We start from the raw sequence: 26041 nt of genomic DNA on the forward strand, positions 1-26041 counted from the left end.
AATAGATCATAAACAAGTAAGTGAGTAAAAGAAAGGGGGGGCCAATATATGCGCGGCAATAAGTTGTCCCAACTCGGTCAACAGCTTTTTTTCGTTGGCCCGGCATTATTGTTTTTTACGATCGTCATGATTATCCCGTTTGTGATGGGAATGTATTATTCCTTCACTGACTGGAACGGTGTATCCGGGAATGTCGCCTGGGTAGGCTTTGACAATTTTAAAATGATTTTTACAAATGATTCTGATTTCTGGTCATCCTTCTGGTTTACCGTGCGGTTTACGCTGCTGGGGGTTGTACTGACTAACGTAGTGGGCTTTTTCCTGGCTTACTTCCTGACCAAAGCGCTAAAGACACGCAACATGCTGCGGACCATCTTTTTTATGCCTAACGTAATCGGCGGCCTGTTGCTTGGATTTATATGGCAGTTTATCTTCATCAAAGGTTTCTCCACTATGGGCGATCTTACCGGCTGGTCCTTCTTCAATCTTCCGTGGCTCGGCGATGCGACAACCGGCTTCTGGGCTATCGTCATCGTGTTCGTCTGGCAGTCCTCCGGTTATCTGATGGTTATCTACATTGCATCGCTTAACAATGTATCCAAAGAGGTACTGGAAGCAGCTCAAATCGACGGTGCCTCCCGCAGCCAGACCCTGCGCAACATCATCGTTCCGCTGATTATGCCTGCTGTAACAGTCGGACTGTTCCTGGCCATATCCTGGTCCTTTAAAATGTTCGACCTCAACCTGTCCCTGACCAAGGGCGGACCGTTCAAATCTACAGAGTCTGTAGCGATGAACATCTATAACGAAGCCTTCCTGAACAACCGATATGGACTTGGTACGGCAAAAGCATTGCTGTTCTTCCTGATCGTTGCCATCATTACGGTCATTCAGGTACGGATTACGAAGAGCAAGGAGGTTGAAGCGTAATGAAAACCGAAGGCAAAGGCAAGTGGAATTACGGCCTGGAAGTCATTATGATTCTCCTTGCGCTGCTGTTCCTGTCACCGTTCTATTTCCTGCTGGCTAACTCGGTGAAATCGTTCGGGGAAATTCTTAGCAATGCGGCGGCCTGGCCGTCCGAATTCGTCTGGTCCAACTACTCGCAGGCCTGGAAGCTGGCCCGTTTCTCGGAAGCCTTCCGGAACTCGATTATCATTACAGTGATCTGTGTAATCCTGATCGCCCTGTTCGCTGCTATGGCGGCCTACCGGATGGTCCGTGCAGATTCGAAGTTCAACCGGGTTCTGCTTCTGCTGTTCGTAGCAGCAATGGTCGTGCCATTCCAGACCATTATGATTCCAATCCTGCAGGTGGTTAACTTCTTGGGGGTTAACAATTCTATTCCCGGCCTGGTGATGGCCCAATTGGGTCTCAGCATTCCGATGGCGATCTTCCTGTTCCACGGGTTCATCAAATCCGTACCGCTGGAGATCGAAGAAGCGGCAACTGTAGACGGCTGCAATCCGCTGACAGTGTTCTTCCGGATCGTGCTTCCGCTGCTCAAGCCGATGCTGATGACCATCATCGTACTGAATGCACTGGGCATCTGGAATGACTATTTGCTTCCGTCCCTGATTCTTCAGGCACCTGAGCTGCGGACCATTCCGCTGGCAACGTTCTCGTTCTTCGGCCAGTATACGAAGCAATGGGATATGGCGCTTCCGGCGCTGACGCTTGGCGTAGCCCCAATTGTTGTGTTCTACCTGTTCATGCAGCGTTACATTGTTGAGGGAATCGCGGCGGGTTCGGTGAAGGGTTAATCCCTTCCCGAATCCTTCGTTCCATAGATTTATCAAGCATTTAATTTTATCAAGGGGGAAAATAGAATGAATAAGAAACGTACTGCAGTGATGATGTCCAGCGTAATGCTGATGTCTGTTGTGCTCGCGGCCTGCGGCGGCAATAACAATACCGCTTCCAATAACGCACAAAATGGAAGCGCTGGCAACTCCGCTTCCGGAGAAGTGAAAACGGTTAAAATCTTCCAGTTCAAAACGGAAATCGTAGAAGGCCTGAACGAGCTGAAGGTTGAATTTGAAAAAGAATATCCGAACATCAAGCTGGACATCCAGACTGTCGGCGGCGGTGCTGACTATGCTGCAGCCCTGAAGACGAAATTCGCTTCCGGCGATGCGCCTGATATTTTCTCAAACGGCGGTTATGCGGAAATGGAACTTTGGGGAGACAAGCTCGAAGACCTGTCCGACCAGCCTTGGGTTAAGGATCTGATTCCTTTGGCAGCTGAGCCAATGACCAAGGACGGCAAAACCTACGGTATGCCAATGAACCTTGAAGGTATCGGTTATGTCTACAACAAGGACCTGTTCGAAAAAGCAGGCATCACTGAAACGCCTAAAACCATCACTGAGCTGGAAGAAGCGGCTAAAAAGCTGCAGGCGATCGACGTTATTCCATTCGGTAACGCTTATCAGGAATGGTGGCTGCTGGGTAACCAGGGGATTAGCGTAGCTTTTGCACAGCAGGATAATGTAGATGAATTCATCGCCGGTCTGAACGGCGGAACAGCTTCGATCGTCGGCAACCAGGTGTTCAAGGACTGGAGCAACCTGCTGAACCTGACTGTTAAATACGGTCAAAAGAACCCGCTGACTACCGACGCTAACACTCACCTGGCTATGTTCGCTAACGGCGAAATCGCTATGATGCAGGAAGGTAACTGGGCACAGACGCTGGTGGACAATATCACTCCGGACATGAACATCGGTATGTTCCCTATGCCAATCAATGATGATGCCGAGAAGAATGACAAGATGACTGTCGGTATCCCGGCTAACCTGGTTGTGAACAAGGATTCCGCATCCAAAGAAGAAGCTAAGACGTTCCTGAACTGGCTCGTAACTTCCGACTTGGGTAAAGAATATATCACGAAAAAATGGAAGTTCATCCCTGCCCTGTCGACTATCGAAGCAACACCTGAAGATATCGGCGACCTTGGTTCTGACGTATTCAAATACGTGCAGGAAGGCAAAGTCTACGGACTGCAATCCTCCAAGTTCCCTGACGGTGTAACTCAGGAGTTCGCAAGCGTAATCCAGCAGCTGATCGCAGGCAAGGTTGATCAGGCAGGCTGGGAAACAGCTATGCAGGGTGCTTGGGACAAGCTGAAGAAGTAAGGATTTGATTTTGGGCCAGAGATATAGAGTCCTATAAAGGACCGTTAAAGTTGGATTTAGTGGACTTGCCGGGGGCGTTCCCGTCTTTCGCATCAGTGATGTGAGGCGGGGGCGCCTTTTTGGTAAGATGGAACCATGCAGGAAAGGAGAGGGAGCAAATGGGGATGAACGGTAACAGTAAAGAAGAGAGCGGTTACAGTATGGGGGACAGTGATTACAGCAAGGATAAGATTGATTACAGTGGGGAAAAGAGTGATTACAGCAACGTGCAGATCGGCGTTGACTATTATCCTGAGCATTGGGATGAATCCCTGTGGGAAGAAGATATGCAGTTAATGAAGGAAACGGGTGTCCGGGTGGTCAGGGTGGCTGAGTTTGCCTGGAGCAGACTGGAGCCGACAGAAGGGGAGTTTGACTTCGCCTGGCTCGACCGGGCAATTGATCTGCTGCACAGCTATGGTATGCAGGTAGTAATTGGAACGCCTACGGCAACACCGCCGCGCTGGCTGACAACGGGGTATCCCGATGTGCTGCCGGTATTTGCTGACGGGCAGATCTATCATCCGGGCGTGCGCGGGCACCGCTGCTACAACAGCACGTCACTGCGCATGTACGGCACGCACATCGTTGAGAAGCTGGCCCGCCATTACAGCGGGCATCCGGCTGTAATCGGCTGGCAGACCGACAATGAGTTCGGGATGATCGACTGTCACTGTGATGCCTGCAATGTGGCGTTCCGCAGCTGGGTTCAGGACAAGTACGGCAGCCTGGAACGGGTAAATGCCGAGTGGGGAACGGTGGTGTGGAGCGGAGAATACAGTGACTGGAAGGAGCTGACGGTGCCTTATGGGGGATCAAAGTTCCAGAATCCCTCGCTGCTGCTGGATTTCCAGCGCTTCCAGTGGGACGCGGTAGTGAAGTTTCAACAGACCCAGCTTGAGGTGCTGCGCGCCGAATGTCCGGGACATTTCGTCACGCATAACTTCCACAGCTATCCGCAGCGGCTGGATATGTATGCTGTCGGCGCTGATCTGGATGTGGCTTCCTTTGACTACTATCCGAATACCTCGCCGGATAAGCAGGCGACGACTCCTTACAGCGGGGCGCTGTCGCTGGATGTGACCCGCGGAATCAAGCGGAGTAACTTCTGGATTATGGAGCAGCTTAGCGGACCTCCAGGGTGCTGGATGCCGATGTGGCGTACGCCGCATCCCGGATTTATCCGTGCCTACGCCTGGCAGAGCATTGCCAGAGGGGCGGACACGGTTGTCCATTTTCGCTGGAGAAGCGCAGTTGCCGGTGCGGAGCAGTATTGGCATGGGCTGATTGACCACAGCAATGTGCCGGGACGCCGGTTTACCGAATTTGCACAGCTGTGCAGTGAGGTAAATCAGCTTAGCGGTAAGCTGAAAGGAACAGTGCTCAAGCATGAAGTGGCTATTCTGCATTCTCACGAGCAGAAGGCAGCACTGGATATCCAGCCGCAGGCTGAGGGGTTCGATTACTATGAGAACATCAAGCTGATCCACCGCGCCCTAACCAAGCTGGGCATCGGCTGCGATGTGATCCGCGCAGGCGAGCCGCTGGGCGGCTATAAGCTGGTCATTGCGCCAAGCCTGTACCTGCTTGGCGAGGAACTGGCCGGGCAGCTGGAGGACTTCGCAATTGCCGGCGGCACGCTGATCCTGACGAACCGTACCGGGGTGAAGAATCTGGACAATGTGTGCGTCATGCAGCCGCTGCCAGGTCTTCTGAGCCGCGCTGCCGGAGTCTGGGTACATGAATATGATCCGGTCGGCGGTGATTTTCATATGATCAGGGATCAGGAAAGTGACACTTTTGCCTGCAGCCAGTGGTGTGATCTGCTGACCCTGGTGACCGCAGAGCCTGTCGCCTGGTATAGCGACGATTTCTATGCCGGTACTCCGGCAATCACGGTCAACCGTTTCGGCAAAGGCGAGGTGTATTACTTCGGCACCCATGCCGAGGAACGTTACTGGTCAGGACTGCTTGGCAGTCTGGCCGCTGCTCACGGGATTAAGCGCTTCGCCGGTCTTCCGGACGGCGTTCAGGCTTCTGTACGCACAGGGGAGAACGGCAGCTTCCTGTTCCTGCTGAACCTCAGCCGGACGGAGCAGGCCGTGCCGCTGGCCCAGGATTACCGCAGTGCGTTTAGCGGAGAGGCGCGCTCCGGCCTGCTGCTGCTCGCGCCTTACGGGGTGGAGATTCTGGAGATGGAGGGCTAGCGGCCAGCCAGAAGCTAACGGACTGAGCAGCTCTTATTTGGGGCAAATCATACTTTTTTGCAGGCTGAAGGGGTGCTCATTGCTTAAGCTGAAGGATGCCGTCTTCTGCCTTTGCTGCTGAGGCGCCGTGAAAAGGGAACAGGGGCAGTTAGCGGTTTTCTTTCAGAACCGGGCTCCTGAGCTTCATCCACGCCGCGCACAATAGCGAGCAACTCATGCACACTGGTGATCCGGCTGATATCAATCGTCTTTTCGCTGCCATCCTGCCCTCCCGGTACTTTAAAGCTCCAGCGTTTGGTATCCATCTGATTCACTCCTTAAAAGTTTTGCAGGGTAGCCTTCACTCATATGACTTCCTAAACTGCCTGATATTGATTTTGCGGAATAGCTGGGGTGTGACAGCGCCGTCATCTTTTATAATTCCATCATATTCCTTGCAGCTTATCTTGTATAATGAAGGGAAATGATGGAGGGCATCACTGCAAGTGATGGCTGCTTGCGGAGGGGAGTAACGGAATATGGATATAGGACTTCTTAAGGTATTTCAGGCAGTGGCTGAGGAAGGGAGTATTTCCAAAGCGGCGCAAAGCCTTAACTATGTGCAATCGAATGTGACTGCGCGGATTCAGCAGCTGGAGCAGGAGCTGAAAACGCCGTTATTCTACCGGCATAGCCGTGGCATCACACTAACCTCAGCCGGGCAGACCCTGCTTGAATATACAGTCCGTATCTTCAAGCTGATGGACGAAGCGCAGCAGGCGGTTCTGGATTCACCGGTTCCCAAAGGCTCCATTATGGTCGGGTCCGATACAACCGCTGCTGTCCGGCTGCCTGTCATACTCTCCGCCTACCGGAGCTGTTATCCGGACGTTGAGGTCCAGCTGCAGATCTGCAGGCCCTCTGAACTGATCGACGCTGTTCTGCAGCATACTGTCCAGGGCGCCTTCCTGGACGGACCGGTCGAGCATCCGGAGATTGTACAGGAACTGGTTATTAATGAGCAGCTGGGGCTGATTATTCCGGATAGTATGGGCTACGAGGGCCTGCAATCCATTCACGGCCAGACCCTGCTCATGCTGAATGCAGAGTGTCTGTACCGGATGAGGCTTGACGCCTGGCTTAAAGAAGAAGGGATGCGGCTCGTCAAGGTGATGGAGTTCGGGACGATGGAAGGTCTGATGGCCTGCGTCAGGGCGGGGATTGGCTTCGCGGTGCTGCCAATTTCGTATTTCAGGCAGCTGAATATTACGCAGGGAATCTCCTGCTACCCGTTCCCGGACCGCTACGCCGAGGTGCCGACGGTATTTATCCGGCGGCGTGACCTGTATATGACAAGCGCCTTCCGCGAGTTCATTGAAGTGCTCAAGGTGCATCTGCCGGAAGTAGTCTTCAGCGAAGGGCTTCCTTCTGCCGGTGGCAGGCCGGTAGATGCCTGAGGCGGGCAGTCAGATACTGATAAATAAAGTAGGCTGCTGCTTTACGCCAGCCGTGAAAGCCTGAGATAAAGGAACAGGGCACCAGCCCCCGGGGAATATCCGGGAAGGCGGTGCCCTGTTTTATTGTGTTTGCAGTGCCCGTTACAATGCTCATACTTAACGCAAACGTCCAATGCTCAAGCCCAATGCTCAAGCCCAATGCTCAAGCCCAATGCTCAAGCCCAATGCTCAAGCCCAATGCTCAAGCTGGACTTAAGAGGGGAACTGCTTAATGCTCATACCAGCGCTCAAGTGATAGTCATAAGCTCAATGTTCTTGTCAATGCTCAAAGGCTCAAGCTAATCCGAATGCTCCAGCTCACAATCAGTGCAAATCGAATGTATAACGCTTAAGCTGAATATCTCCACGCAAAGCCATTGTTCACATGTGCTCCCTTAAACCAAGTGGATTTTCGCCTCTTGAATTCTCTGCAAAGGCTTCAGATGAGGAAACGAGTTGGACAAAGCACTCTTAATAGTAGCTTTGAAATTAGGGGATATGTCAGCATTAGCAGGTGTACGATCCGCCGAAATCAGAGGCAATTATGCCTCTGAATCCGCTCCAAAGCCTGGAACCGCCGAAATCAGAGGCATTTATGCCTCTGAATCCGCTCCAAAGCCCGGAACCGCCGAAATCAGAGGCAATTATGCCTCTGAATCCGCTCCAAAGCCTGGAACCGCTGAAATCAGAGGCAATTATGCCTCTGAATCTCCACAACAACAGTCTGCCTAACGCCATTCCAGATGTTAGAGGGCCATCTGCTCTTTTCCGCAGAAAACACAGCTTGCCACAAGGATCAATCTACATTGCTCCGGTCAGTGCTATCGCTGGATCTGATCCCTGTACTCTTCAGTGCAGCCGCCGGAACTGATCCGGCGTTGTGCCGGACTGCTTGCGGAAGGTGGCCACGAAGTGGCTGACATCGCGGAAGCCGACCAGCTGGGAGATGCTTTTGACGGTCATAGCCGGCTTGCTTACCAGCAATTCCTTGCTCTTGCGGATCCGCAGACGTACGAAATAAGCGTAAGGGGAGAGTCCGAAGGTCTGCAGAAACAGGCTGTTAAGATACCGGCCGGACACATCCAGCTGTGAAGCGAGGTCGTACAGGCCGATGGAAGGATCACCATAGTGGCTGTCCATCCACTTCAGAAGCGGCTGCAGCTTGTCGACATTACGCGAGATGGAGGTGTTATTGTGCAGATGCCCGTATTTGTTAAGCGTCAGCAGAAACCGGTAGGCATCCGTGGATACGCCCAGGCTGAACATGTCAGCAGCTGCATCATGCCGGTCGAGTATGTCCTGCAGCATGCCGGTCAGCGGTGATTCACTCTCCCAGCGGTAAAAGGAGTTCGAGTGCATGCCCGCAGATTCCAGAATATGCCGCGAAGAGCTGCCGCCGAAGGTGAGATAGTAGGTGCACCAGTTCTCTGACGAGAGAGCTTCATATCTGTGCGGAGTGCCGGGCAGCAGCAGCACGCCGCTGCCTTCGGGCAGCGTCAGCTTTTTGTCCTCAAAGTGGATGATCCCTTCCCCGGAGGCTGTCTGCAGCCAGTGGTAGACATAATAGCCGTCCGGGCGCGACACTTTCTCCTGGTCAGGATTATAGCCCATACTGTCCAGTGTAATCGGCAGATGCTCGCCGCCTTCACGGGCGAATACAATTCTGCGCGGGGGTGAAGCTAACAATAGAAGTCACCTCGATGTAATGCCATATTGTTATATGTTATGGCGTAAATTTTATATTTATAGCAGTAAGTTTAAAGGTTAAACTAAGTATATATTTATACTATAAAGGAAGTGCGTGAAGTGATCAATAATAAATTACCGAAAATATGGTACGGCGGTGACTATAATCCTGAGCAGTGGGATGCCCCGGTATGGGCAGAGGATGAGCGGATGTTCAAGCTGGCGGGAATTGATGTAGCGACAATTAACGTCTTTTCCTGGGCGATGATTCAGCCTTCTGAAGATACCTATGATTTCTCGGAGCTGGATCAGCTGATGGACCGGTTATACAAAAATGGAACCTATGTCTGTCTGGCTACCGGTACTGGAGCACATCCGGCATGGATGGCACACCGCTATCCTGAGGTGACCCGGGTCGATGTCCAGGGCCGAAAGCGCAAATTCGGCGGCCGGCATAACTCCAATCCGAACAGTCAGGTATACCGTAAGTTTTCAGCCAAGCTGGCCGGCAAGCTGGCCGAGCGCTATAAGGACCATCCGGCGCTTCTGATCTGGCATATCTCCAACGAATACGGCGGCTATGATTATTCCGAGGAGTCTGCAGCGGCTTTCCGGGTCTGGCTTAAGGACCGTTACGGCTCCCTTGAAGTGTTGAACAAAGCCTGGAACACGAAGTTCTGGGGGCATGTCTTCTATGACTGGGAAGAAATCGTAGTGCCGAATGAGCTTAGTGAGGAATGGAACGGCAACCGCACCAACTTCCAGGGGATTTCACTGGATTACCGGAGGTTCATGTCCCACAGCCTGCTGGAATGCTACAAGCTGGAGAAGGAAGCAATCCGGGAGCACAGCACTAATATTCCGGTGACCACCAACCTGATGGGCTTCTATCCTGAGCTGGATTATTTTGAGTGGGCCAAGCATATGGATGTGATCTCCTGGGATAACTATCCGGCGCTGGATACTCCGGTCAGCTTTACGGCGATGACGCATGATCTGATGCGCGGCCTGAAGCACGGCCAGCCGTTCATGCTGATGGAGCAAACGCCGGCCCAGCAGAACTGGATGCCATACAACTCAGTGAAACGCCCGGGTGTGATGCGCCTGTGGAGTTACCAGGCGGTAGCGCGCGGAGCGGACACTGTGCTGTTCTTCCAGCTGCGCCGTTCGATCGGTGCCTGCGAGAAGTACCACGGCGCGGTTATTGAGCATGTCGGCCACGAGCATACCCGCGTCTTCCGCGAATGCGCAGAGCTGGGCCGGGAGCTGGAGCTGCTTGGCGATGAGCTGCTGGATGCTCGCAGTGCGGCGCAGATCGGGATCATCTATGACTGGGAGAACCGCTGGGCTCTTGACCTGTCGAGCGGGCCGACAGTAGCGCTTGATTATGTAAAAGAAGTACACAAATATTATGATGCATGCTATCAGCAGAATATTGAGGCTGACATCATCGGTGTGGAAGAAGACCTGTTCAAGTATAAGGTGGTAATCGCACCGGTAATATACATGATCAAGCCGGGCTTTGCCGCCAAGGTTGAAGCTTATGTCAAGGCAGGCGGTACGTTTGTAACCACCTTCTTCAGCGGAATCGTTAATGAAAATGACCTGGTTACGTTAGGCGGCTACCCGGGGGAGCTGCGTAAAGTACTCGGCATCTGGGCCGAAGAAATCGACGCGCTGCTGCCGGAGATGAGCAACGAAATCGTAATGAACAGTGACTGGGGTGCGCTGAGCGGCTCATACACATGCAACCTGCTCTGCGATCTGATTCACGCTGAGGGCGCAGAAGTATTGGCAAGCTATGGCTCTGACTTCTACAAGGGTATGCCGGTATTGACCGCCAACAGCTTCGGGAAAGGTAAAGCCTATTATGTGGCTTCCAGCCCGGAAGCAGGCTTCCTGCATGGCTTCATCACAAACCTGTGTGACGAAAATGGCATCAAGGCGCTGGTTAAAGCGCCGGCAGGCGTGGAATCGGTACAGCGTGTGAAGGACGGTGTCTCCTATCTGTTCCTGCTCAACCACAATGAACAGGAGAGCACTGCAGATATCGGCGAAGTAGAGCGCACGGATCTGCTTACCGGCAGTATTTATAGCGGTACAGCGATTGTTCCGGGCCGCGGTGTGCTGATTTTGTCAGACAAGAAATAAGGGCGATTCCGGAATTTGAATATGACACAAAAAACCGGCAGGCTTCCGTATCAGGAGGCTTGCCGGTTTTCTTCTATATAAACTGGTATCGAATCTTGAACACATACTACTCAGTAAAAGAACCGAAATCTGTAATTTTCAGGTCGTATTTGAAGCTGATCCGGGAGCGGCTGAACGTTTCGTCCCAATGATCCTTGACCTTATTCCATGCCCGGGGCTGCTGGATGCTGAGCGCTTTTGAAAATTCGGCCACATCCGCTTTGTAATCCTGCTGCAGCTTGCCGATCATATGCTCCATCATCTGCTTCAGCTTGTCTTGGAAAATCTTACTTGCCCTTTTCGAATTATCATCTGCAGACAGGAGGATTGAAGTGTTCCATGTTTCAATCAGCCGGCCCTCTGTCTCAATCGACACATCAAACAGAATCTCATCCCCCTCAGTACGGGCCTTGATTTTGCTTTTCAACGCTTTCATCTCGTAGGTCATCGGCTCATTGTCCCAGTCATAGGCCTTGATGGCGCCGGTCCCAGCCTTGCCTGTCAGCCAGGTGAGGCACTCGGCATCTTCCTGGCTCAGGTTGCCGACCCACCGTCCCGAGTCTCCCTTGACAACCGCTGCTCCGGCAAACTCGGTCTCGCCTTCTGCAGTAACCAGATTCTGCAGCGCAAAGCTCCGCTTGGCGTGTATGAGCGCATCCAGCTTGGACAAAATGACCGGACTCATCACTTTACTTGTTCTGCCCTGATTGACGTGCATCTGCTGGATGTGAAAGGAGGGGATTACATCATTGCGTTTGGAGACCATCGTCTCATCTGCCCGGCCCTGACTGACAAACACCATGGTGCTGGGGCGGATATCATTATCACGGAGCACAAAATCCGTCAGCTGCTCTATCGACTGCTGCTTCAGCAGTTCAGCTGAGAAAACGATGACTTTTAGATGATGGCCGACGATCGGGCGCTCGTTCCGGATGGAGAACTGACGGAAAATCTCAAGCACGGAATCCCCGGTGCCTGAGACGTTCTGGTAATGCGCGGCTTGCTGGCCCCCTTGTTTGTCTATATTTCCTATAGTTTTGACTGGTACAATCTGGACCGTTGCTGTAACCTTGTTTCGTTTGGAATAGGAAATGCCCTTTTCCTCCAGCTCCTGCTCAGCCTTGGTCAGTTCTCCCGTATCAAGGGCCAGGCCGGTATAAAGCGCGACATCCTCGATTTCCTTGCTGCTCCAGCATCCGGTCTGGGTGGCAGTAAGTAGGGAAAGACAGAGGATAATCGGCAGTAACCGTCTATACATGCTGCTTCAGTCCTTTCGTGCGGATAAGCCAGATGATGGAGAGCAGCACGGGCAGCAGCAGAAACAGTACGAGCCCCATCCTGCCAATGAAATCCCCCAGACTGAACACATCATTAACGGTTTTAGGAATCATCGCCGAGATGAAAATGACCGGAACCAGCATATAGATCACCGGATGCACCTTTATCCTTAAGACCTGGGAAATGCCCAACGAGGCCTGAAAAAAGAAGCTGCAGAAGTTGCAGAACATTTGCATCAGCCAGATGACCATCAGCGGAAATTCCAAGCGCTCGAACAGAAAGCCGGTAATTTCAAAGCTGCGGATCAGGTCAAGCGTTGGCCAGGTGCTTGTAATAACGGAATCAATGGAGAGCCCGCCAATGACCATGACTACCGTCAAAAGATACAGTCCGACCGGAATGCCGATGCCGATCAGCATTGTTTTTACTGCTTGCTCCGGCCTCTGCATAAATGCCACAAGCGTTAGGATAACTTCACAGCCGCTGTACACGAGGACGGTTGCTTTCAGACCGTGAATGACAGGCAAAATGCCGCTTCCGAGGACAGGGCGCAGATTGTCGATATCGAACAGCCGGAAGCTGAGCGCGTAACAGATCAGCAGGATCATGATGCTGATCGGGAAGACGATCTGAAACACTCTGGCGATGGAATTGATGCCGCCGTAGACAAGATAGGTTCCCGCCCAGATAAAAGGCAGAACTATCGCCCATATGGGCGTACCCTCCAGAAGGAAGAATAGCGTAACTTCCGCCAGTGAACGGATTTCAAAGCCGGCCACGAGCAGAAAATAAAGAATCAGCAGCAGACAAAGCGCCGCACCGGGCACCCGGCCGATGATTTTGCCTGCATACTGGAAAATGGTTTTGCCGGGAAACTGCTGGCTGATCTTTACCATCAGGGTAACCACAGCCATCACGATGATCCCGCCCAGCATGACAGACAGCCAGGAGTCCGGGGTCTTTACAGCTTGGCTTACGCCCCGCGGCAGGGTCAGAATCCCGGCGCCAAGCACGGTGTTGTTAAGGAAGACTGCTGCTTGTGTAGTGGTGATTTTGTCGTCTGTACGAGTAAACATCATGCGGCCTCCTTTCAAGGCTAAGGTCAGGACTTGCGCCTGCTGTCCTGTGTTTTCATCATAGCCGGCCTGCGCTTCATGAGGCTGAGCGGTGAACGGAAGAACAGATCCTTCCAGTCACTGAGCCGGAAAGGGGATACTGGTGTAAGGTAGGGCACTCCAAAGCTTTTCAGCCTGGTGAGATGGCTGCAGAGCAGCAGGAAGAACAGAATCGTGCCGAACATCCCCAGAATGGCTGCGAAGCCCATGCCGACAAAGCGGAGCAGCCGCAGTGTAAGCCCTGTGCTGTACATCGGGATGGAGAACGAGGAGATGGCAGTGACCGCGACGACAATAACCAGAAAAGGGCTGACGATTCCTGCATTGACGGCGGCGTCGCCGATAATCAGACCGCCGACGATGCCCATCGCCGGTCCGACCGGCTTGGGCAGCCGGATGCCGGCCTCGCGCAGAATCTCGATGGAAATTTCCAGAATCAGCACCTCGATGACGGACGGAAAGGGAACACCCTGCCGGGTCTCTATTATCGACAAGGCGAGCTCGGTCGGAATCAGCCCGGGATGAAAGGAAATGAATGAAATATACAGGGCCGGAGCCATGAGTGCCATAAACGAGGCTGCGAAGCGCAGCATCCGGATCAGGGAACTGGGCAGCCAGCGCTCATAATAATCCTCGGGTGACTGAAGCAGCATGCTGAAGGTTACCGGAACAATCAGCGCGAAAGGCGTTCCGTCCAACAGAATAGCAATCCTGCCCTCCAGCAGGGCATTGATTACCCGGTCAGGACGTTCCGTATTCTGCACCTGCTGAAACGGGCTCAGGTAATTATCTTCAATCAGTTGCTCGATATATCCCGATTCCGCCAGAAAATCGATATCCAGCTTACTGATCCGGGTCTCCACTTCCTTGAGCAGCTCAGGATTCACAATGTCCTTCATGTAGGCTAGGACAATATCCTTCTGAATCCGGGTGCCTGCCCGGTATGAGATCATCTCCAGCTGATCATTGAGGCCCTGGCGGCGCAGGATGGAGGTATTCACACTGAGAACCTCCGAGAAGCCGAGCCTTGGCCCGCGCAGCAGCGCTTCCGAGACAGGCTCGCCAAGTGTACGGTCGGTGCTGCCTGGCGGCTCGATCAGCAGGCCCTGCGGCAGGCCTTCAACCAGCAGCCCGGCATGTCCAAACAGGACGGACTGGTTGAACGTGGTCAGATCGCTGGCCTCAGTGAGCTGGCTGAAGGGCAGCCCCGACCCGGACATCCCTTGGCCCGACAGGGACTCGGCGGTCGCTTCGGACATCAGATACTGCAGAATCTTCAGGTTTAGCTGCCTGTCGTCCTGCATACCGTCCACGAAGATAAACATGGCCTGCTTCTGCAGCCGGCCCATGGTAAATTCTTTGAAATGAAGATCGGAGTTTTTGCCTATGGTATCCTTGATATATTTGAGATCGGAGGCATAGTCGCCGCTGAAGCCTTTGTGAGCCGGAGTGGAATCACCGCCAGCCTTAGCGGCAGACGGCCCTTTGGGCGGTTTGCCTTTTTTGGTACCCGGAGATTCCACGGCTCTCCCGCTGCCTGTCAGCGAGTACAGTCCTTTATAAAAAAGATGACCCAGGAGCGGAAACAGCAGGGCAATGCCTGCCTGGCCAAAGATTGTCCAGTCCGGGATATAGGATATGATGGTAGCAAGCAATGAGATCACCCGACTTTTCTGGAGTAGACAGCTGTGTATATGAAGTTTTCCAAAGACTGCTTCAATTTAGTCATTTCTGCCTAAAAATAGTTTTAACGTAAAAAAAAAGAGGATGGCTCCCCTTCCGGGTTCCATCCTCTTACTGTGCTTAATTGCTGCCGGAGCCGGCTGCAGCTGAACCGCCGGCTGCGCTCTGACCGTTCCCGGCTCCGGGAGCACCGCCCCGGCCGCCTCCGCCGAAGCCGCCGGTACCAACGGTGATTTTTTCTGCAGTGGCCGTATCAGTCTGCAGGGTATATTGAATGATATCATCGGCTTCGAGATCTGCAAGGCTCAGCGCAATTTCCGTCTGCTCCCCGTTCCCAAAGGTAACAGAGACATACTCAGTATCCGCGGTGACGGTAATATCCGTCGTTTCCTCCGAGAAATTTTGCATCATGCCGCCCATACCGCCCATGCCGCCCTGACGTCCGCCGCCCTGCTGGCCAGCTTCACTGCTTTCTGTGCTGCCTTCCGGGGGAGTGCCTTGCTGGCCGTCAGCCGGTTTTCCGCCTTGTCCGCCTTCACCGTTATTTTGCGGCCGTCCTTCCGGCATTTGTGCGGTGTAGAGGGTGATGGTGCTGCCGCTGATGCTCTTGATTTTGCCGATATTCATGCCGGCTCTGTTCATGCCGCCCGGTCCCTGCTCACCGGCTGCGGGCTGAGCGGCGGCACTGTCTGCACCGGTCCCGGCATTTTGAGTATTCGCGGCCGATGAGACTGCGCTATTGTTGCCGGAGCTGCAGCCTGCCAGCAGAACGGCTGCGATCAGGCCGCTGGCCAGCATATAAGGCACATGCTTTTTCATATTAGATTCTCCTTTAAATGGAAGGCTCAACTGAATTTCGAAGTTACTATAGCAGATGTTCCTGAAAGCTGGCTTAAAGTCGGGATACAGTAATCTCCGGGGGGAAGCAGGGAAACAATTGTTATATAATGAAGGGAAGAGCACGAAAACACACAGAGAACGATTTTAGAAAAGAGGAGCACATGACAACCTTACTGGTAACAGGCTACCGTGCGCATGAGCTCGGGATTTTTGACAATAAGCATCAAGGCATTCCCTATATCAAAAAAGCGCTGGAACACCGGCTCACTCCGCTGATTGAAGACGGGGTGGACTGGGTGATTACGCCCGGACAATACGGTGTGGATCTCTGGGCCTGCGAGGTTGTACTGGAGCTGAAAAGGCAGTATCCGCAGCTGAAGCTGGGGATCATAACGGCCCATGCCAACCCGGAAGAGAAGTGGAAGGAGGACAAGCAGAACGAGTACCGGCGGATCGTGGCGGGGGCGGATTACTATGGTGCAGTCAGCAATGCCCCTTATGACGGAAGCTGGCAGTTCCGGGCCAGAGATGATCTTCTGTTTCGCAAAAGCGATGCGATTCTCCTGTTCTACGACGAGGAAGCGGCGGAAGGCAGCGCAAAATTTATGAAGGAGCGGGCGCTGAAGCTGCATGCCGAGAGTGACTACGGGTTCCATCTGATGCTGGCAGAGGAAATCCAGAATATTGCCGATGAGGAAAGCCGGAGTGATTATGAGTAGCAATATTTAGCGGGAAAAGAGGGGGGAGGTTGAGTATGGAAGCAGCGGAGATGCAGGAGGATATTTGTTATGTGATTCTGCTTAGTCCTACGGAGCAGGACCGCAGGGATATGGGGATTATCCGCGCCCATGTTGGGCATCTGCAGGAGCTGGAGCGCAGCGGCCAGCTGGTGCTGTGCGGCCCGTTCAGCGACTGCCCGGGAGGCATGGTCATTATCCGGGCGGCTTCACGGGAAGAAGCCGTCCGGATTGCTGAACGTGATCCGTATGTTCTGACCGGCATCCGCAGCTATGAGCTGCGCACCTGGGGGCTGTCACACGCAGGCAACAGGCACATGGGCATAGCTGCGGAATAACAGGCGGACCATTGCCGGGCCGTTTAGATGAAGCTGCGGAGCGAAGGCGCTTTGCGTACCTTGTAATGCTGCTCATAGGCATATGCCAGCTTGATCAGCAGCGGCTCTTGATAGGCTTGTGCAGAGAACGTGACTCCGAACGGAGCCCCGGCCGAGGTATAGCCGGAAGGTACAACGATGGACGGGTAGCCGGATCTGGAAGTGATTCTCGCGCCAAAATCGGCCGGGAACAGCAGCGCATCCAGCTGGTGCTCTTTCATGGCGGCATCAATCCCCTGTTCCTTGCAGAGCCGCAGATCAGTAGCCCGGTCGCGCAGATACTGCGGTTCGGTCAATGTGCCGGAGGAGGTGTACTCAGCATCTATCAATGTAGTTTGTCCATAACGCAGCGTCTCCTGCGGATGGGCATGGTTAAAGTCGATGATGTCCTTCAGCGTCCGCATTTTTGCCCCGGGTCCGAGCTTGGCCAGGTAAGCATTAAGAGAAGTCTTGAACTCGTTCAGCACAACGGAGGAATATTTGATCTCCCGTGCGGTGCGGATATCAGCCGGATCAATAATGACAGCCCCCAGCCCGCGCATCTTTTCTACAGAAGCATTGAACAGCGCCAGCTGTTCCTCCGTTAACTCTTCAAAATAATAATCCCGCGGAATCCCGATCCGCGCCCCCTTGAGCCCGTCCTGGTCAAGAAAAGCGGTATAGTCCTCATGCACCCTGCCGGTGCTTGTCCCCATTGCGGCATCGCTGTCATCCCGTCCCAGCATGGCGTTCAGCAGCAGTACAGCATCGCGCACGGTTCTGCCCATCGGGCCGGCCGTATCCTGTGTGTTCGACAGCGGCAGAATGCCGGAACGGCTGAGCAGGCCTACGGTCGGCTTGATGCCAACAATTGAGCCAAGATTACCGGGATTAAGGATTGATCCGGAGGTTTCGGTGCCTACTGAGACTGTGCAGAAGTTGCAGGCAACGGAGACAGCGGAGCCGGCGCTGGAGCCGCCGGTCGGCGTTGAAATATTGTAAGGATTCAGCACCTGTCCGCCGCGTGAGCTGTAGCCTGAGGGCATGCCGTTTGTCATAAAGTTGGCGAACTCCGTCATGTTCGCTTTGCCCATAATAATAGCTCCGGCTTCACGCAGCTTCTGCACAATGAAGGCATCTTCCCCGGCAAAAGAATCCGCAAGCGCCAGCGACCCCGCACTGGTATGCATTTTATCCCCTGTATTGATATTGTCCTTGAGCAAGACCGGAATGCCGTGCATCGGCCCCCGCGGACCCTGCAGCGTACGCTCGTGATCCAAAGCTTCGGCGATGAAAAGCGCATCGGGATTGATCTCCAGTACGGAGTTAATCGTCAGGCCGTTTTTGTCATGCTCGGCAATGCGTTCGTAATACATGAGCACCAGCTGCCGGGAAGTGATATCTCCGGCGTCAAGTGCAGCTTGAATCTCCGGAATAGTAGCCTCTACAATCTCAAAACTCATGCGGGTTCACGCTTCTTTCTCTCTTTGGATTTGGAGTGGTCCTGCGGTCTTCTTCTTCATCTAACCATAGTTTCAGGTGTGTTGATAGAGCGGTCTCCGGATTTTTTTGACGGCGGGCATTCCACTTTTGGTGTATAATCCCACATAAAGTTTATACGGGAGGACTATATTGGTGAATAAATGGGGAAAAGGTGTGCTGGCTGCGCTGATTACGTTTAGTCTGGCGGGATGTGCTGGTAGCGAAAGCCGGGATGCAAAGCTTCCGGATGCAGAAGAATTAATGGATAGAATCACTGAAGCAGGCAGCGGGCTGAACAGCTATGTCCAGGAGTCACAGTCCAAGATTACAACCGAAATATCGGCCGACATTGGGGTTAAAGAGATTATCTCAGAAACGGCGACAACATCAGAGTATATTTTAAACCCGCTGCAGTTGCACCAGACAGGCTCCACAATTGTAGACGATAAGCAACCGATGGATGCAGAGTCTTATTTGACGGACAGCGGCTACTATATGTATTACAACGGCTTTTGGCGGAAATTGCCGGATACTATGCTGGAAGACTTGAAATTTGCTGCGGAGGTACAATCCAGCCCGGTGCGGCGAATGGAGCAGCTGAAGACAATCCTTCCTTATGTGACCGTGTCCGAGGAAGGGGACGAATATGTTCTGAGCGCTCAGCTGTCCGGTGAGGAGACCAAGGATTTGGAGAGCTTTTATAAGCTTCAGTATAGCAATGACAATTTAGCCGGTGAGCAGCTTGCGGTGGTCAAGAGCATGAGTGTTGAATACCGCGTGAATAAGCAGACGTATTGGCCAACCGGGACAGTCGAAGAGCTTGTAACGGATGAGCTGTCGGAAGAAGAGGCCACTTACAGGGAAGTTAGGCAGACGGCCTCAATCGGACAGTATAACACCGTTAAGGAAATCATCATTCCTAAGGAAGCGCTGCAGGCGGCGGAATAGGCGGCATGACTGGCTGCCTTTGAATGAGCGGCCGCGCGGCCGCAACAAAAAAACCTGTACCCGCAGCATCTGCTGCAGTGTACAGGTTTTTGGCATATTACGGCAGGGAGCTAATTCCCCGCCGGACGGAAACCTTCTTCCGCCAGGTATTCCTCAGCTTCTTCGATGGTTTCAAAAGCCATCTCCAGCTGCAGCCCGGCGTAGAGGTACCACAGGTCCTCTTCAAATCTCAGGCTCAGCGTGTTGCCGTCAGCATTCGTCCAAAGGGTCTCTGCACCGGCAGCAGCAGCTTTTTTCTTGCGTTTGCTTGGTGCCGGAGCATCCGGAATGTACATCGATAAGGAGGCGATGGAAGCCTCAATCAGCTCGCGCAGCTCGGCTTCTGAATATTCGCGGATATTCACCAGCCCTTTACCGTCCGTTTCGTAGCCCCGCAGCAGACCGGCAAAAACAAAGCCATTCCCGTTCGGATGCAGATGGGAGGCGACAGTTTTTTTCTCATGCCGGCTTCCCTCAAAATGGTAATTTACCCGGCCAAGCGAGACATTTTTCCGCTCAAGTTCAGGGTAAGAATCAAAGATCGCTAATTTTTGTTCAAAAGTAAGCATAAACAGCCTCCGGTTCACGGTTCATCTTATTGTATTGCTCGTGCAAGTGATTATACCATGCGCGCAGGCTGCGGCACTACTGCCTCTACGTCTGCAGCGGCAGGGTGAGCAGAAATGTACAGCCCTCAGCCTGGTTATCCCCGAGTACAAGGCTGCCGCCCATCGCTTCCGCCAGCAGACGGCTGAAGGTCAGGCCAAGCCCCAGGCCGCGCAGCTGGCTCTGCTTGCTGCTGCTGCGGAAGAACGCTTCGAATACTCTGTCCCGGATTTCCGGGGCGATGCCCGGACCGTCATCAGCGATGCAAATCTCCGCGTATCCCCGTGAAACCCGGCGCAGCTGAACTGTCAGCTGCAGCGGCCTGCCCGCCGGCGCTGCCTGCACGCTGTTGTTCAGCAGATTAACGATAATCTGCTGGATGCGCAGCGGGTCGCCCCGCACAAAGAGCGGCTTCTCCGGCAGCTCAAGCACCGGCTCATTCACCTCTTCAGCCTGTGTCAGCCTCCACTGGTAAATGATTTCCGACAGAAGCGGCACCGCGTCCAGCCGGTCATGACGGACAGCGATAATGCCTGCGGTCAGCGCGTTATAATCCAGCAGATCGGCGACCATACGCTGCAGCCGGCCTGCTTCCTGCAGGGCGATGTCGAGAAACTCATCCGCTTCTTCGCCTTCAACTACACCCTCGCGGACGGCATGTACCAATCCTTTAATGGAAGTGACCGGCGTCTTCAGCTCATGGGATACCCCGGCCAGCATAACGGCCCGGGACTGCTCGAACTGCTGCAGCTTGCCGGACATCTCCTGAAAGGAGACAAGCAGCTCATGAATCTCCCGCTCTTTGGCTCCTGTATCCAGGATGATATTGTATTCACCCCCGCTGATCTGTGAAGCCGCTGCAGCCACCCGCTGGATCGGCTTGGCCAGCTTGCTGGATAACAGATAAATGGTCAGCCAGCTAAGAATAATCAGAAACAGGATCAGGATGGAGAAGAAGATAATCTCCTCCTGCGGAATATGCCTCAGCGAGCGTTTGGACTGGAGCACGATAACCTGCCCCAGGGTCTCGCCGTCTTCCTGGATCTGGGCCACAGCGGCTTTGAATTCCGGACTGCGGGAATCAGTCAGTGTATCGTTGAGCTTATAGCCCATCTCTTCCTGCGTCAGGGGCGGATCGGAAAACAGCAGCTTTCCGGCCGGGTCTGTAACAATGACACACATCTCCAGCGATACCTTGAAAAACCGTTTGCGGTCTTCAACCAGCTTGGCCAGCGTCGGGCTGATCTGCATCGTTCCGTCCCTGGCCAGGCTGCGGTCGGCAATCTCCTGGGCCAGCAGGCCGGTGGTCTGCATCCTATTGTTCATAGCCTCCTGCTGTATCCACCAGAAGGTCAGCAGGGCTGTCAGCAGCAGCCCGCTGCTGATAATGATGATGTAGCGGAGCGTCCAGTAGGTGAGAATGGAGGTGCGCCTCCGCGGTCTGCTTATTCGGTCCATAGCTGATACCCCGTACCGCGCAGTGTGCGGATCTCTCCTTCCCCGGCAGGCCAGTGCGAGAGCGCCTGACGCAGCCGCTTGATCGACAGATCGACAGCGCGGTCACTGCCGTCATAGTCCATCTCCCAGACCTGCTCGATCAGCTGATCTCTGGTGCAGATCTGGTTCGGCCGTTCCGCCAGGAACAGCAGTACTGACATATCGCGCGGGCTGAGGCTGACCTCTGCGCCGTTCAGAAAAATGCTGCGTGCACTGAAATCAACGAACAGGCTGCCGAAATGGCGCTTGCCGCTGCCGTCAGACCACTGGGAGGGACGGCGCAGCACCGCATTTACGCGGGCGACAACCTCCTCGGGAATAAACGGCTTGGACATATAGTCATCGGCACCGCCGTCAAGACCGGCCAGCCGGTCCTTGATGCCGTCCCTGGCGGTCAGCATGATGACAGGGCAGCTGCTGATTTTGCGGATCTGGCCAAGCAGCTCAAAGCCGTCCATTTCCGGCAGCATAATGTCGAGCAGTATAAGGGAAGGAGGCGACGCTCCGAAGCTCTCAAGTGCAGTTCGTCCATCGGCGGCACGGGTGACCTGGTAGCCCGCTTTTTTCAGATAGGCACTGAGCACGCGGGCAATGGCTTCCTCATCTTCAACAATCAGAACGGATTTCATCATAGCCCTCCTTTTGCGGACTGTGGTGTAGACAACACTTAAAATCACGACAATTTTACCACATTCCACCGGGAGGTGCTTTGACTTATTCCCGACATATTGCTTTGTTAGAATGGGGTCAAGCCGGACAAGGCGGAGAGAAAATCAGTTGGATGGAGGGAATAATGATGAATAAAAAAACATGGATATGGACAGCCGCTGGTGTCGTTGCCGCAGGAGCGATTGCAGCCTTTGTGCTTTTGAACAACAGCTTGGGCAATAACGTGGAAATCGAGTCGGTTATTCCTGCACAGGAACAGACAACAGCTAATTCGGGAACCGCTGCCGCGAATGCAGCAGAAACAGCAGGTGCTGCGGTTACCGCAGAGCAGCTGAACGGAGCATGGAGCATAGCCGATACTTCGAAAGTGTACTGGTCAGTCACAACCTCTAAAGAAACGGTCAACTTCGTAAACCCTACCGTTCAAGGGACATGGAATGTTAATCTGGATGACGCAGCCGCTATGACAGGAGAAGGCTCTGTTGAGATGAGCGCGCTGGATTCCGGAACCGCACAACGGGATGATCATGTAAAAGGAGCCGATTTCCTGGACGTTGAACAATTTCCGCAGTCGACCTTCGTTGTAAGCTCATTCTCCGAGCTGCCAACGGAATGGACTGAAGATAAAGCCGTGCCTGTGCAGATGCAGGGGACGCTGACTGTCAAGGGAGTCGATAAGGATGTTACCTTTGACTCGCAGGTGGTGTACAGCGGAGGACAGCTGATGCTGTCAGGAACAACAACCGTTACTTTTGCCGACTTCGGCCTGAGCAATCCGCACTCCATCGTGCTGGAAACCGAGAATGAGCTTGAGGTACGTCTGGAGCTTGTGCTGAATAAGTAACATTAATATATGTTCTTTATTATTGGAAAAATAGCGCATAACGAACAAGCCCGTTCCGTTTCCGGAATGGGCTTGTTCGTTATGCTTGATATCGTTCGCGGCTTAGTCCGTCTGCTCCTGCTCTGCCTCAGCTCCGTCGCCTGCTGCCCCGTCAGCAGAGCTTTCTGCTTGGGGGAGGTTTTTCTTAGGTACGCCGTTCAGGCCGTATTCCCAGTCATAGGCATCAAAAATCTTGCGGGCCACCGGAGCGGCACTGTTCGAGCCGAATCCCCCCTCAGGGATGACTACGGCTACGGCCAGCTTGGGCTTATCGCGCGGGGCGAAGGCGATGAATACGCCGTTATCGGCCAGGTGGCTGCTTTTATTTTCATAATACTGTTGCTGGGAAGTACCCGTCTTACGGGCGAAGTCATAAGGGAAATCCTTGAATGCAGGGACGCTTGTATTCATTCCCTTGATGATTTCGTTCCAATAGGCGTTGTCAAAAGTGACTTCACTCAGCACCTCACGGCCAAACGCCTTTACGGTCTTTCCCGCTTGATCGGTAATTTTACTCACCAGCTGCGGTTTAATCCGTACTCCCCGGTTAGCTAGCGTAGATGCGTACTGAGCAAGCTGCAACACTGTGTACTGGCCCTGCTGTCCGAAAGACGCATAGACCAGTGCGGACTGTGCGCTTCCTTTTTCCGCCTCTTTTTTATAGTTAATCAGTCCTTTGTGCTCTCCGGGAAGTCCGCTCTCCGGCAGCTCACCGAGTCCGAACTCTCTCATATATTTATCCCAGACATTTACTCCTTCAGAGCCATACTTTTCGTAAAGCCTCTTTCCTACTTTTTCAATCATAAAAACGTTGGAAGACTTCTCTATAGCCATTGCCGGCGTTTTGAAGTAACCGTACGCATGACCGCCTGCATTACGGACGGTAGTCTCGTGCCCGGCTCTGCCGAAGGTGGTGCTGCCTGTATCGGTATAGCTCGTGCTTGTTGTAATAAATCCTTCATTAAGGCCGATCAAAACGGTTAGCGGTTTAATGACCGAACCAAGGAAAACGGTAGAACTGAAGTTATGCCCTGACCGCCCCGAGGAAATTGGCGTCACCGCACCATTCTGATAGTTCAGCATCAGATCGTTCCACACCTCAGCAGGCATCGTACCTGTAGTCCACAGGTTGGTGTCATAGTCCTCCATACTGGCCATCGCCACAATATTGCCGGTATCCACTTCCATGGCTACCGCATAGCCGGTTTTGGCTTCCCGATGAACCTTGCCCTGCACCGGATTGCTGTGGACCCACTTGATCTGATCGAGGATAGCCTGCTCTGCTTTGAGCTGGATGCTTTTGTCGATGGTGGTCCACAGGTCATTGCCTTTGACAGGCGGGACGGTAGCTTCGATGCCTTCGGCCATATTCTTGGCATTCACACCCATGGTAAGATAGCCGTTGCGACCGCGGAGCTCCCTCTGATACTGCAGCTCAAGCCCGTCGAAGCCGACAAACTCGTCGTCCCGGTAGGCCAGGCCCGGATCGGCATCGTTTCTCATAGCAGCCTGGATGTTCAGATATATATCCAGACTCTCTTTCGACTTTTTGAAAGGCTTGATGTATCCCACCGTCTGCACAGCAACCGTATCCGGGTCATAATGGCGTTCATCCTCTTCACTGACTGTGAGATTCGGGTACTTGTCTCTGTGCTCCATAAAATAAGCGATTTCTTCCTTAACCAGACCGCGTTTGATCGGCCGCAGCATAAATCCGGAGTAGACCTTGGAATCGAGGTCCATCGCTTTGAGGATCACCCCTTTAGTCAGAACCTGATCCTCAGGTACTTTAGCGCCGTATTTGGCAAAATCAGCAGCAAGCTCAGCGGCCAGCAAATCTGCTTTGGCAACGGCTTCTGGAGTCCGTGCGGTAATTCCCGTATCTTTATCGGTAGCAGTCTGGGCATATTCACTTGTCAGCGAAAAATACAGCGTTTGCACCGGAGTAGAGTAAGCCAGCTTTTCTCCGCCCTTGGCATAGATGGTCCCGCGGATGGAGGCGAGCGGTACATTTTTGGTATCACGGTTCGCTTCAGCCTCGGAGAGCGTCGGGCCTTCGACAAACTGAAGGATAGCCAGCCGGACAATAATAATGCAGAATATAATAAATGTGCTGAAGAAAAATATATTGATGCGCAGACTGAGTGACTGGTTCGGCTTGGGTTCGTCCTTCATAACATTGGGCCTGAATATATCTTTCACATTTAGCCTCCTTGCAGAATGCATCTGCTCTATAAATCTATCAACCTTTAAAATTGTATACAGATCATATTTTACCATAATAAGCCACTATTTGGCATATTGCTTTAGTGCCGGGTATTGGGACAAAAGGAGCAAAAAACGATGATTGAAGTGGCTGCGGCGATTATCCATAATAAAGAAGGGAAGCTGCTGATCGCCCGCAGGAAGCCGGGCAAAACGCAGGCCGGACTGTGGGAATTTCCCGGCGGCAAGCTGGAGCCGGGCGAGGATGCTGACCGGTGCCTGCGCAGAGAGCTAATGGAAGAGCTAAATATCAGCATCCGGCCTTATGAGGCTTTTGGCAGCCATGAGCATGATTACGGTAGCATACAGATCAGGCTGATTGCCTGGAAGGCGGAGTATACCGGCGGAGAGCTCCGGATGAGCGATCATGATGCCTGGAGCTGGGTGGAGAAGCATAAGCTCGCGGAATACGACTTTGCGCCGGCCGATCTGCCCTTTGTGAAGCGGCTGGTGCAGGAAACAAGGAGTAGTTGAAGAGCTGCCGTATCGTTTTTTTTCTAGAGTGGGGGTGTTCGGGTGTTCAAGAACAAAATGACAATTTCCATCAGTTTTATTGCTGCTACTGTACCTATCATTTTGTATATGGTCCTATACCGGCGGATGCCGGATTTTGTCCCGGTACATTACGACGGTGCTGTAGCGGACAGATTCGTTGTGAAGGACAGCTATGAGGTTATTCTGATTAGTCTGCTCGGCTGGCTCAGCTTCGGAATGATCCGGCTGCTTCAGCTGCTGCTGCGCCGGCTGTTTTTGCGCAGTTACATCGAGAATCTGGCGCAGGTTCACCGGATCTGGAATGCGGCGGTGCTGCTGGTGACGATCTTATTCTCCGTACTGAGTGTATTTGCGCTGCTGGCGATGGTCTGAGCCGGCGGTAATCTTTTACACATGAAGCGCAGTTTGATAGAA

General features: G+C 53.3%; 23 protein-coding genes. 12 read left to right on the forward strand and 11 right to left on the reverse strand.

Features of this window, described 5'->3' with window-relative positions:
• Positions 1–48 precede the first annotated feature (48 nt).
• From NST84_RS04190 to NST84_RS04205, 4 genes are all read left to right on the forward strand, one after another.
• Complete coding sequence (locus tag NST84_RS04190) at positions 49–930, forward strand: sugar ABC transporter permease (protein ID WP_342564386.1); 882 nt, start codon at positions 49–51, stop codon at positions 928–930.
• Positions 930–1763, forward strand: a complete 834-nt coding sequence (locus tag NST84_RS04195; RefSeq protein WP_342564387.1) for a carbohydrate ABC transporter permease — start codon at positions 930–932, stop codon at positions 1761–1763. The genes NST84_RS04190 and NST84_RS04195 overlap by 1 nt, the downstream gene beginning before the upstream one ends.
• A 66-nt stretch (positions 1764–1829) precedes the next feature.
• The gene (locus tag NST84_RS04200) at positions 1830–3137 is read left to right on the forward strand and encodes an extracellular solute-binding protein (protein ID WP_342564388.1); all 1308 of its coding nucleotides are present in this window, start codon (positions 1830–1832) and stop codon (positions 3135–3137) included.
• Positions 3138–3295: 158 nt separating this feature from the next.
• Entirely contained in the window at positions 3296–5383 is a 2088-nt protein-coding gene (locus NST84_RS04205) for a beta-galactosidase (RefSeq protein WP_342564389.1), read from the forward strand.
• An 83-nt stretch (positions 5384–5466) separates the two neighbouring features.
• Here NST84_RS04205 and NST84_RS04210 read toward each other — a convergent pair whose 3' ends face one another.
• Entirely contained in the window at positions 5467–5688 is a 222-nt protein-coding gene (locus tag NST84_RS04210; RefSeq protein WP_342564390.1) for a hypothetical protein, read from the reverse strand.
• Between the two features lie 213 nt (positions 5689–5901).
• On the opposite strand from NST84_RS04210, the gene NST84_RS04215 reads away from it, so the two are divergent.
• Entirely contained in the window at positions 5902–6819 is a 918-nt protein-coding gene (locus tag NST84_RS04215; RefSeq protein ID WP_342564391.1) for a LysR family transcriptional regulator, read from the forward strand.
• Positions 6820–7707: 888 nt separating this feature from the next.
• On the opposite strand, the gene NST84_RS04220 is transcribed toward NST84_RS04215, so the two are convergent.
• The gene (locus NST84_RS04220; RefSeq protein ID WP_342564392.1) at positions 7708–8544 is read right to left on the reverse strand and encodes an AraC family transcriptional regulator; all 837 of its coding nucleotides are present in this window, start codon (positions 8542–8544) and stop codon (positions 7708–7710) included.
• A gap of 120 nt (positions 8545–8664) precedes the next feature.
• Here NST84_RS04220 and NST84_RS04225 point away from each other — a divergent pair, with 120 nt between their 5' ends.
• Complete coding sequence (locus tag NST84_RS04225) at positions 8665–10695, forward strand: beta-galactosidase (protein WP_342564393.1); 2031 nt, start codon at positions 8665–8667, stop codon at positions 10693–10695.
• Between the two features lie 106 nt (positions 10696–10801).
• Here the strand turns inward: NST84_RS04225 and NST84_RS04230 are convergent, their stop codons facing one another.
• The 4 genes from NST84_RS04230 to NST84_RS04245 form a co-directional block, all read right to left on the reverse strand.
• Positions 10802–11992: a Ger(x)C family spore germination protein gene (locus NST84_RS04230; protein ID WP_342564394.1), complete on the reverse strand. Its 1191-nt coding sequence runs from the start codon at positions 11990–11992 to the stop codon at positions 10802–10804.
• Entirely contained in the window at positions 11985–13088 is a 1104-nt protein-coding gene (locus tag NST84_RS04235; RefSeq protein WP_342564395.1) for a GerAB/ArcD/ProY family transporter, read from the reverse strand. The genes NST84_RS04230 and NST84_RS04235 overlap by 8 nt, the downstream gene beginning before the upstream one ends.
• Positions 13089–13114: 26 nt before the next feature.
• The gene (locus NST84_RS04240; RefSeq protein WP_342566342.1) at positions 13115–14782 is read right to left on the reverse strand and encodes a spore germination protein; all 1668 of its coding nucleotides are present in this window, start codon (positions 14780–14782) and stop codon (positions 13115–13117) included.
• 148 nt (positions 14783–14930) lie between these two features.
• On the reverse strand, positions 14931–15629 hold the full coding sequence (locus tag NST84_RS04245) for a hypothetical protein (protein WP_342564396.1): 699 nt from the start codon (positions 15627–15629) through the stop codon (positions 14931–14933).
• Between the two features lie 182 nt (positions 15630–15811).
• Here NST84_RS04245 and NST84_RS04250 point away from each other — a divergent pair, with 182 nt between their 5' ends.
• Both NST84_RS04250 and NST84_RS04255 read left to right on the forward strand, forming a co-directional pair.
• Positions 15812–16369: a DUF1273 domain-containing protein gene (locus NST84_RS04250; protein ID WP_342564397.1), complete on the forward strand. Its 558-nt coding sequence runs from the start codon at positions 15812–15814 to the stop codon at positions 16367–16369.
• Positions 16370–16404: 35 nt separating this feature from the next.
• The gene (locus NST84_RS04255; protein WP_342566343.1) at positions 16405–16725 is read left to right on the forward strand and encodes a YciI family protein; all 321 of its coding nucleotides are present in this window, start codon (positions 16405–16407) and stop codon (positions 16723–16725) included.
• Positions 16726–16748: 23 nt separating this feature from the next.
• Here the strand turns inward: NST84_RS04255 and NST84_RS04260 are convergent, their stop codons facing one another.
• On the reverse strand, positions 16749–18206 hold the full coding sequence (locus NST84_RS04260; protein WP_342564398.1) for an amidase family protein: 1458 nt from the start codon (positions 18204–18206) through the stop codon (positions 16749–16751).
• A gap of 172 nt (positions 18207–18378) precedes the next feature.
• Between NST84_RS04260 and NST84_RS04265 the strand changes: the two genes are divergently transcribed.
• Positions 18379–19173, forward strand: coding sequence for a DUF6612 family protein (locus tag NST84_RS04265; RefSeq protein ID WP_342564399.1), 795 nt, complete (start codon positions 18379–18381; stop codon positions 19171–19173).
• Between the two features lie 110 nt (positions 19174–19283).
• Here NST84_RS04265 and NST84_RS04270 read toward each other — a convergent pair whose 3' ends face one another.
• The 3 genes from NST84_RS04270 to NST84_RS04280 form a co-directional block, all read right to left on the reverse strand.
• Positions 19284–19781, reverse strand: coding sequence for a hypothetical protein (locus NST84_RS04270; RefSeq protein ID WP_342564400.1), 498 nt, complete (start codon positions 19779–19781; stop codon positions 19284–19286).
• An 85-nt stretch (positions 19782–19866) separates the two neighbouring features.
• Positions 19867–21276 carry a HAMP domain-containing sensor histidine kinase gene (locus NST84_RS04275; protein WP_342564401.1) on the reverse strand — a complete coding sequence of 470 codons (1410 nt, stop codon included), beginning with the start codon at positions 21274–21276 and terminating at the stop codon, positions 19867–19869.
• Complete coding sequence (locus NST84_RS04280; protein ID WP_342564402.1) at positions 21264–21944, reverse strand: response regulator transcription factor; 681 nt, start codon at positions 21942–21944, stop codon at positions 21264–21266. Before NST84_RS04280 ends, NST84_RS04275 begins: the two co-directional genes overlap by 13 nt.
• A gap of 167 nt (positions 21945–22111) precedes the next feature.
• Here NST84_RS04280 and NST84_RS04285 point away from each other — a divergent pair, with 167 nt between their 5' ends.
• Positions 22112–22828 (forward strand): YceI family protein, encoded by a 717-nt coding sequence (locus NST84_RS04285; RefSeq protein ID WP_342564403.1) that lies wholly within the window; start codon positions 22112–22114, stop codon positions 22826–22828.
• A 102-nt stretch (positions 22829–22930) separates the two neighbouring features.
• Here the strand turns inward: NST84_RS04285 and NST84_RS04290 are convergent, their stop codons facing one another.
• A complete protein-coding gene (locus NST84_RS04290) occupies positions 22931–25042 on the reverse strand; it encodes a penicillin-binding transpeptidase domain-containing protein (protein WP_342566344.1) in 2112 nt (703 codons plus the stop codon).
• Between the two features lie 168 nt (positions 25043–25210).
• On the opposite strand from NST84_RS04290, the gene NST84_RS04295 reads away from it, so the two are divergent.
• Positions 25211–25606, forward strand: coding sequence for a (deoxy)nucleoside triphosphate pyrophosphohydrolase (locus tag NST84_RS04295; protein ID WP_342564404.1), 396 nt, complete (start codon positions 25211–25213; stop codon positions 25604–25606).
• Between the two features lie 42 nt (positions 25607–25648).
• Positions 25649–25999 carry a hypothetical protein gene (locus tag NST84_RS04300; protein WP_342564405.1) on the forward strand — a complete coding sequence of 117 codons (351 nt, stop codon included), beginning with the start codon at positions 25649–25651 and terminating at the stop codon, positions 25997–25999.
• Positions 26000–26041 lie beyond the last annotated feature (42 nt).

This window comes from Paenibacillus sp. FSL R7-0345 (assembly GCF_038595055.1).
Taxonomy (GTDB): Bacteria; Bacillota; Bacilli; order Paenibacillales; family Paenibacillaceae; genus Paenibacillus_AQ.

What these genes read in the sequence shown, in the direction of transcription:
- NST84_RS04190 (WP_342564386.1), top strand. Translation starts at nt 49, where the DNA reads ATGCGCGGCAATAAGTTGTCCCAACTCGGTCAACAGCTTTTTTTCGTT.
- NST84_RS04195 (WP_342564387.1), top strand. Translation starts at nt 930, where the DNA reads ATGAAAACCGAAGGCAAAGGCAAGTGGAATTACGGCCTGGAAGTCATT.
- NST84_RS04200 (WP_342564388.1), top strand. Translation starts at nt 1,830, where the DNA reads ATGAATAAGAAACGTACTGCAGTGATGATGTCCAGCGTAATGCTGATG.
- NST84_RS04205 (WP_342564389.1), top strand. Translation starts at nt 3,296, where the DNA reads ATGGGGATGAACGGTAACAGTAAAGAAGAGAGCGGTTACAGTATGGGG.
- NST84_RS04210 (WP_342564390.1), bottom strand. Translation starts at nt 5,688, where the DNA reads ATGGATACCAAACGCTGGAGCTTTAAAGTACCGGGAGGGCAGGATGGC.
- NST84_RS04215 (WP_342564391.1), top strand. Translation starts at nt 5,902, where the DNA reads ATGGATATAGGACTTCTTAAGGTATTTCAGGCAGTGGCTGAGGAAGGG.
- NST84_RS04230 (WP_342564394.1), bottom strand. Translation starts at nt 11,992, where the DNA reads ATGTATAGACGGTTACTGCCGATTATCCTCTGTCTTTCCCTACTTACT.
- NST84_RS04235 (WP_342564395.1), bottom strand. Translation starts at nt 13,088, where the DNA reads ATGTTTACTCGTACAGACGACAAAATCACCACTACACAAGCAGCAGTC.
- NST84_RS04245 (WP_342564396.1), bottom strand. Translation starts at nt 15,629, where the DNA reads ATGAAAAAGCATGTGCCTTATATGCTGGCCAGCGGCCTGATCGCAGCC.
- NST84_RS04250 (WP_342564397.1), top strand. Translation starts at nt 15,812, where the DNA reads ATGACAACCTTACTGGTAACAGGCTACCGTGCGCATGAGCTCGGGATT.
- NST84_RS04255 (WP_342566343.1), top strand. Translation starts at nt 16,405, where the DNA reads ATGGAAGCAGCGGAGATGCAGGAGGATATTTGTTATGTGATTCTGCTT.
- NST84_RS04260 (WP_342564398.1), bottom strand. Translation starts at nt 18,206, where the DNA reads ATGAGTTTTGAGATTGTAGAGGCTACTATTCCGGAGATTCAAGCTGCA.
- NST84_RS04270 (WP_342564400.1), bottom strand. Translation starts at nt 19,781, where the DNA reads ATGCTTACTTTTGAACAAAAATTAGCGATCTTTGATTCTTACCCTGAA.
- NST84_RS04275 (WP_342564401.1), bottom strand. Translation starts at nt 21,276, where the DNA reads ATGGACCGAATAAGCAGACCGCGGAGGCGCACCTCCATTCTCACCTAC.
- NST84_RS04280 (WP_342564402.1), bottom strand. Translation starts at nt 21,944, where the DNA reads ATGAAATCCGTTCTGATTGTTGAAGATGAGGAAGCCATTGCCCGCGTG.
- NST84_RS04285 (WP_342564403.1), top strand. Translation starts at nt 22,112, where the DNA reads ATGAATAAAAAAACATGGATATGGACAGCCGCTGGTGTCGTTGCCGCA.
- NST84_RS04290 (WP_342566344.1), bottom strand. Translation starts at nt 25,042, where the DNA reads ATGAAGGACGAACCCAAGCCGAACCAGTCACTCAGTCTGCGCATCAAT.
- NST84_RS04295 (WP_342564404.1), top strand. Translation starts at nt 25,211, where the DNA reads ATGATTGAAGTGGCTGCGGCGATTATCCATAATAAAGAAGGGAAGCTG.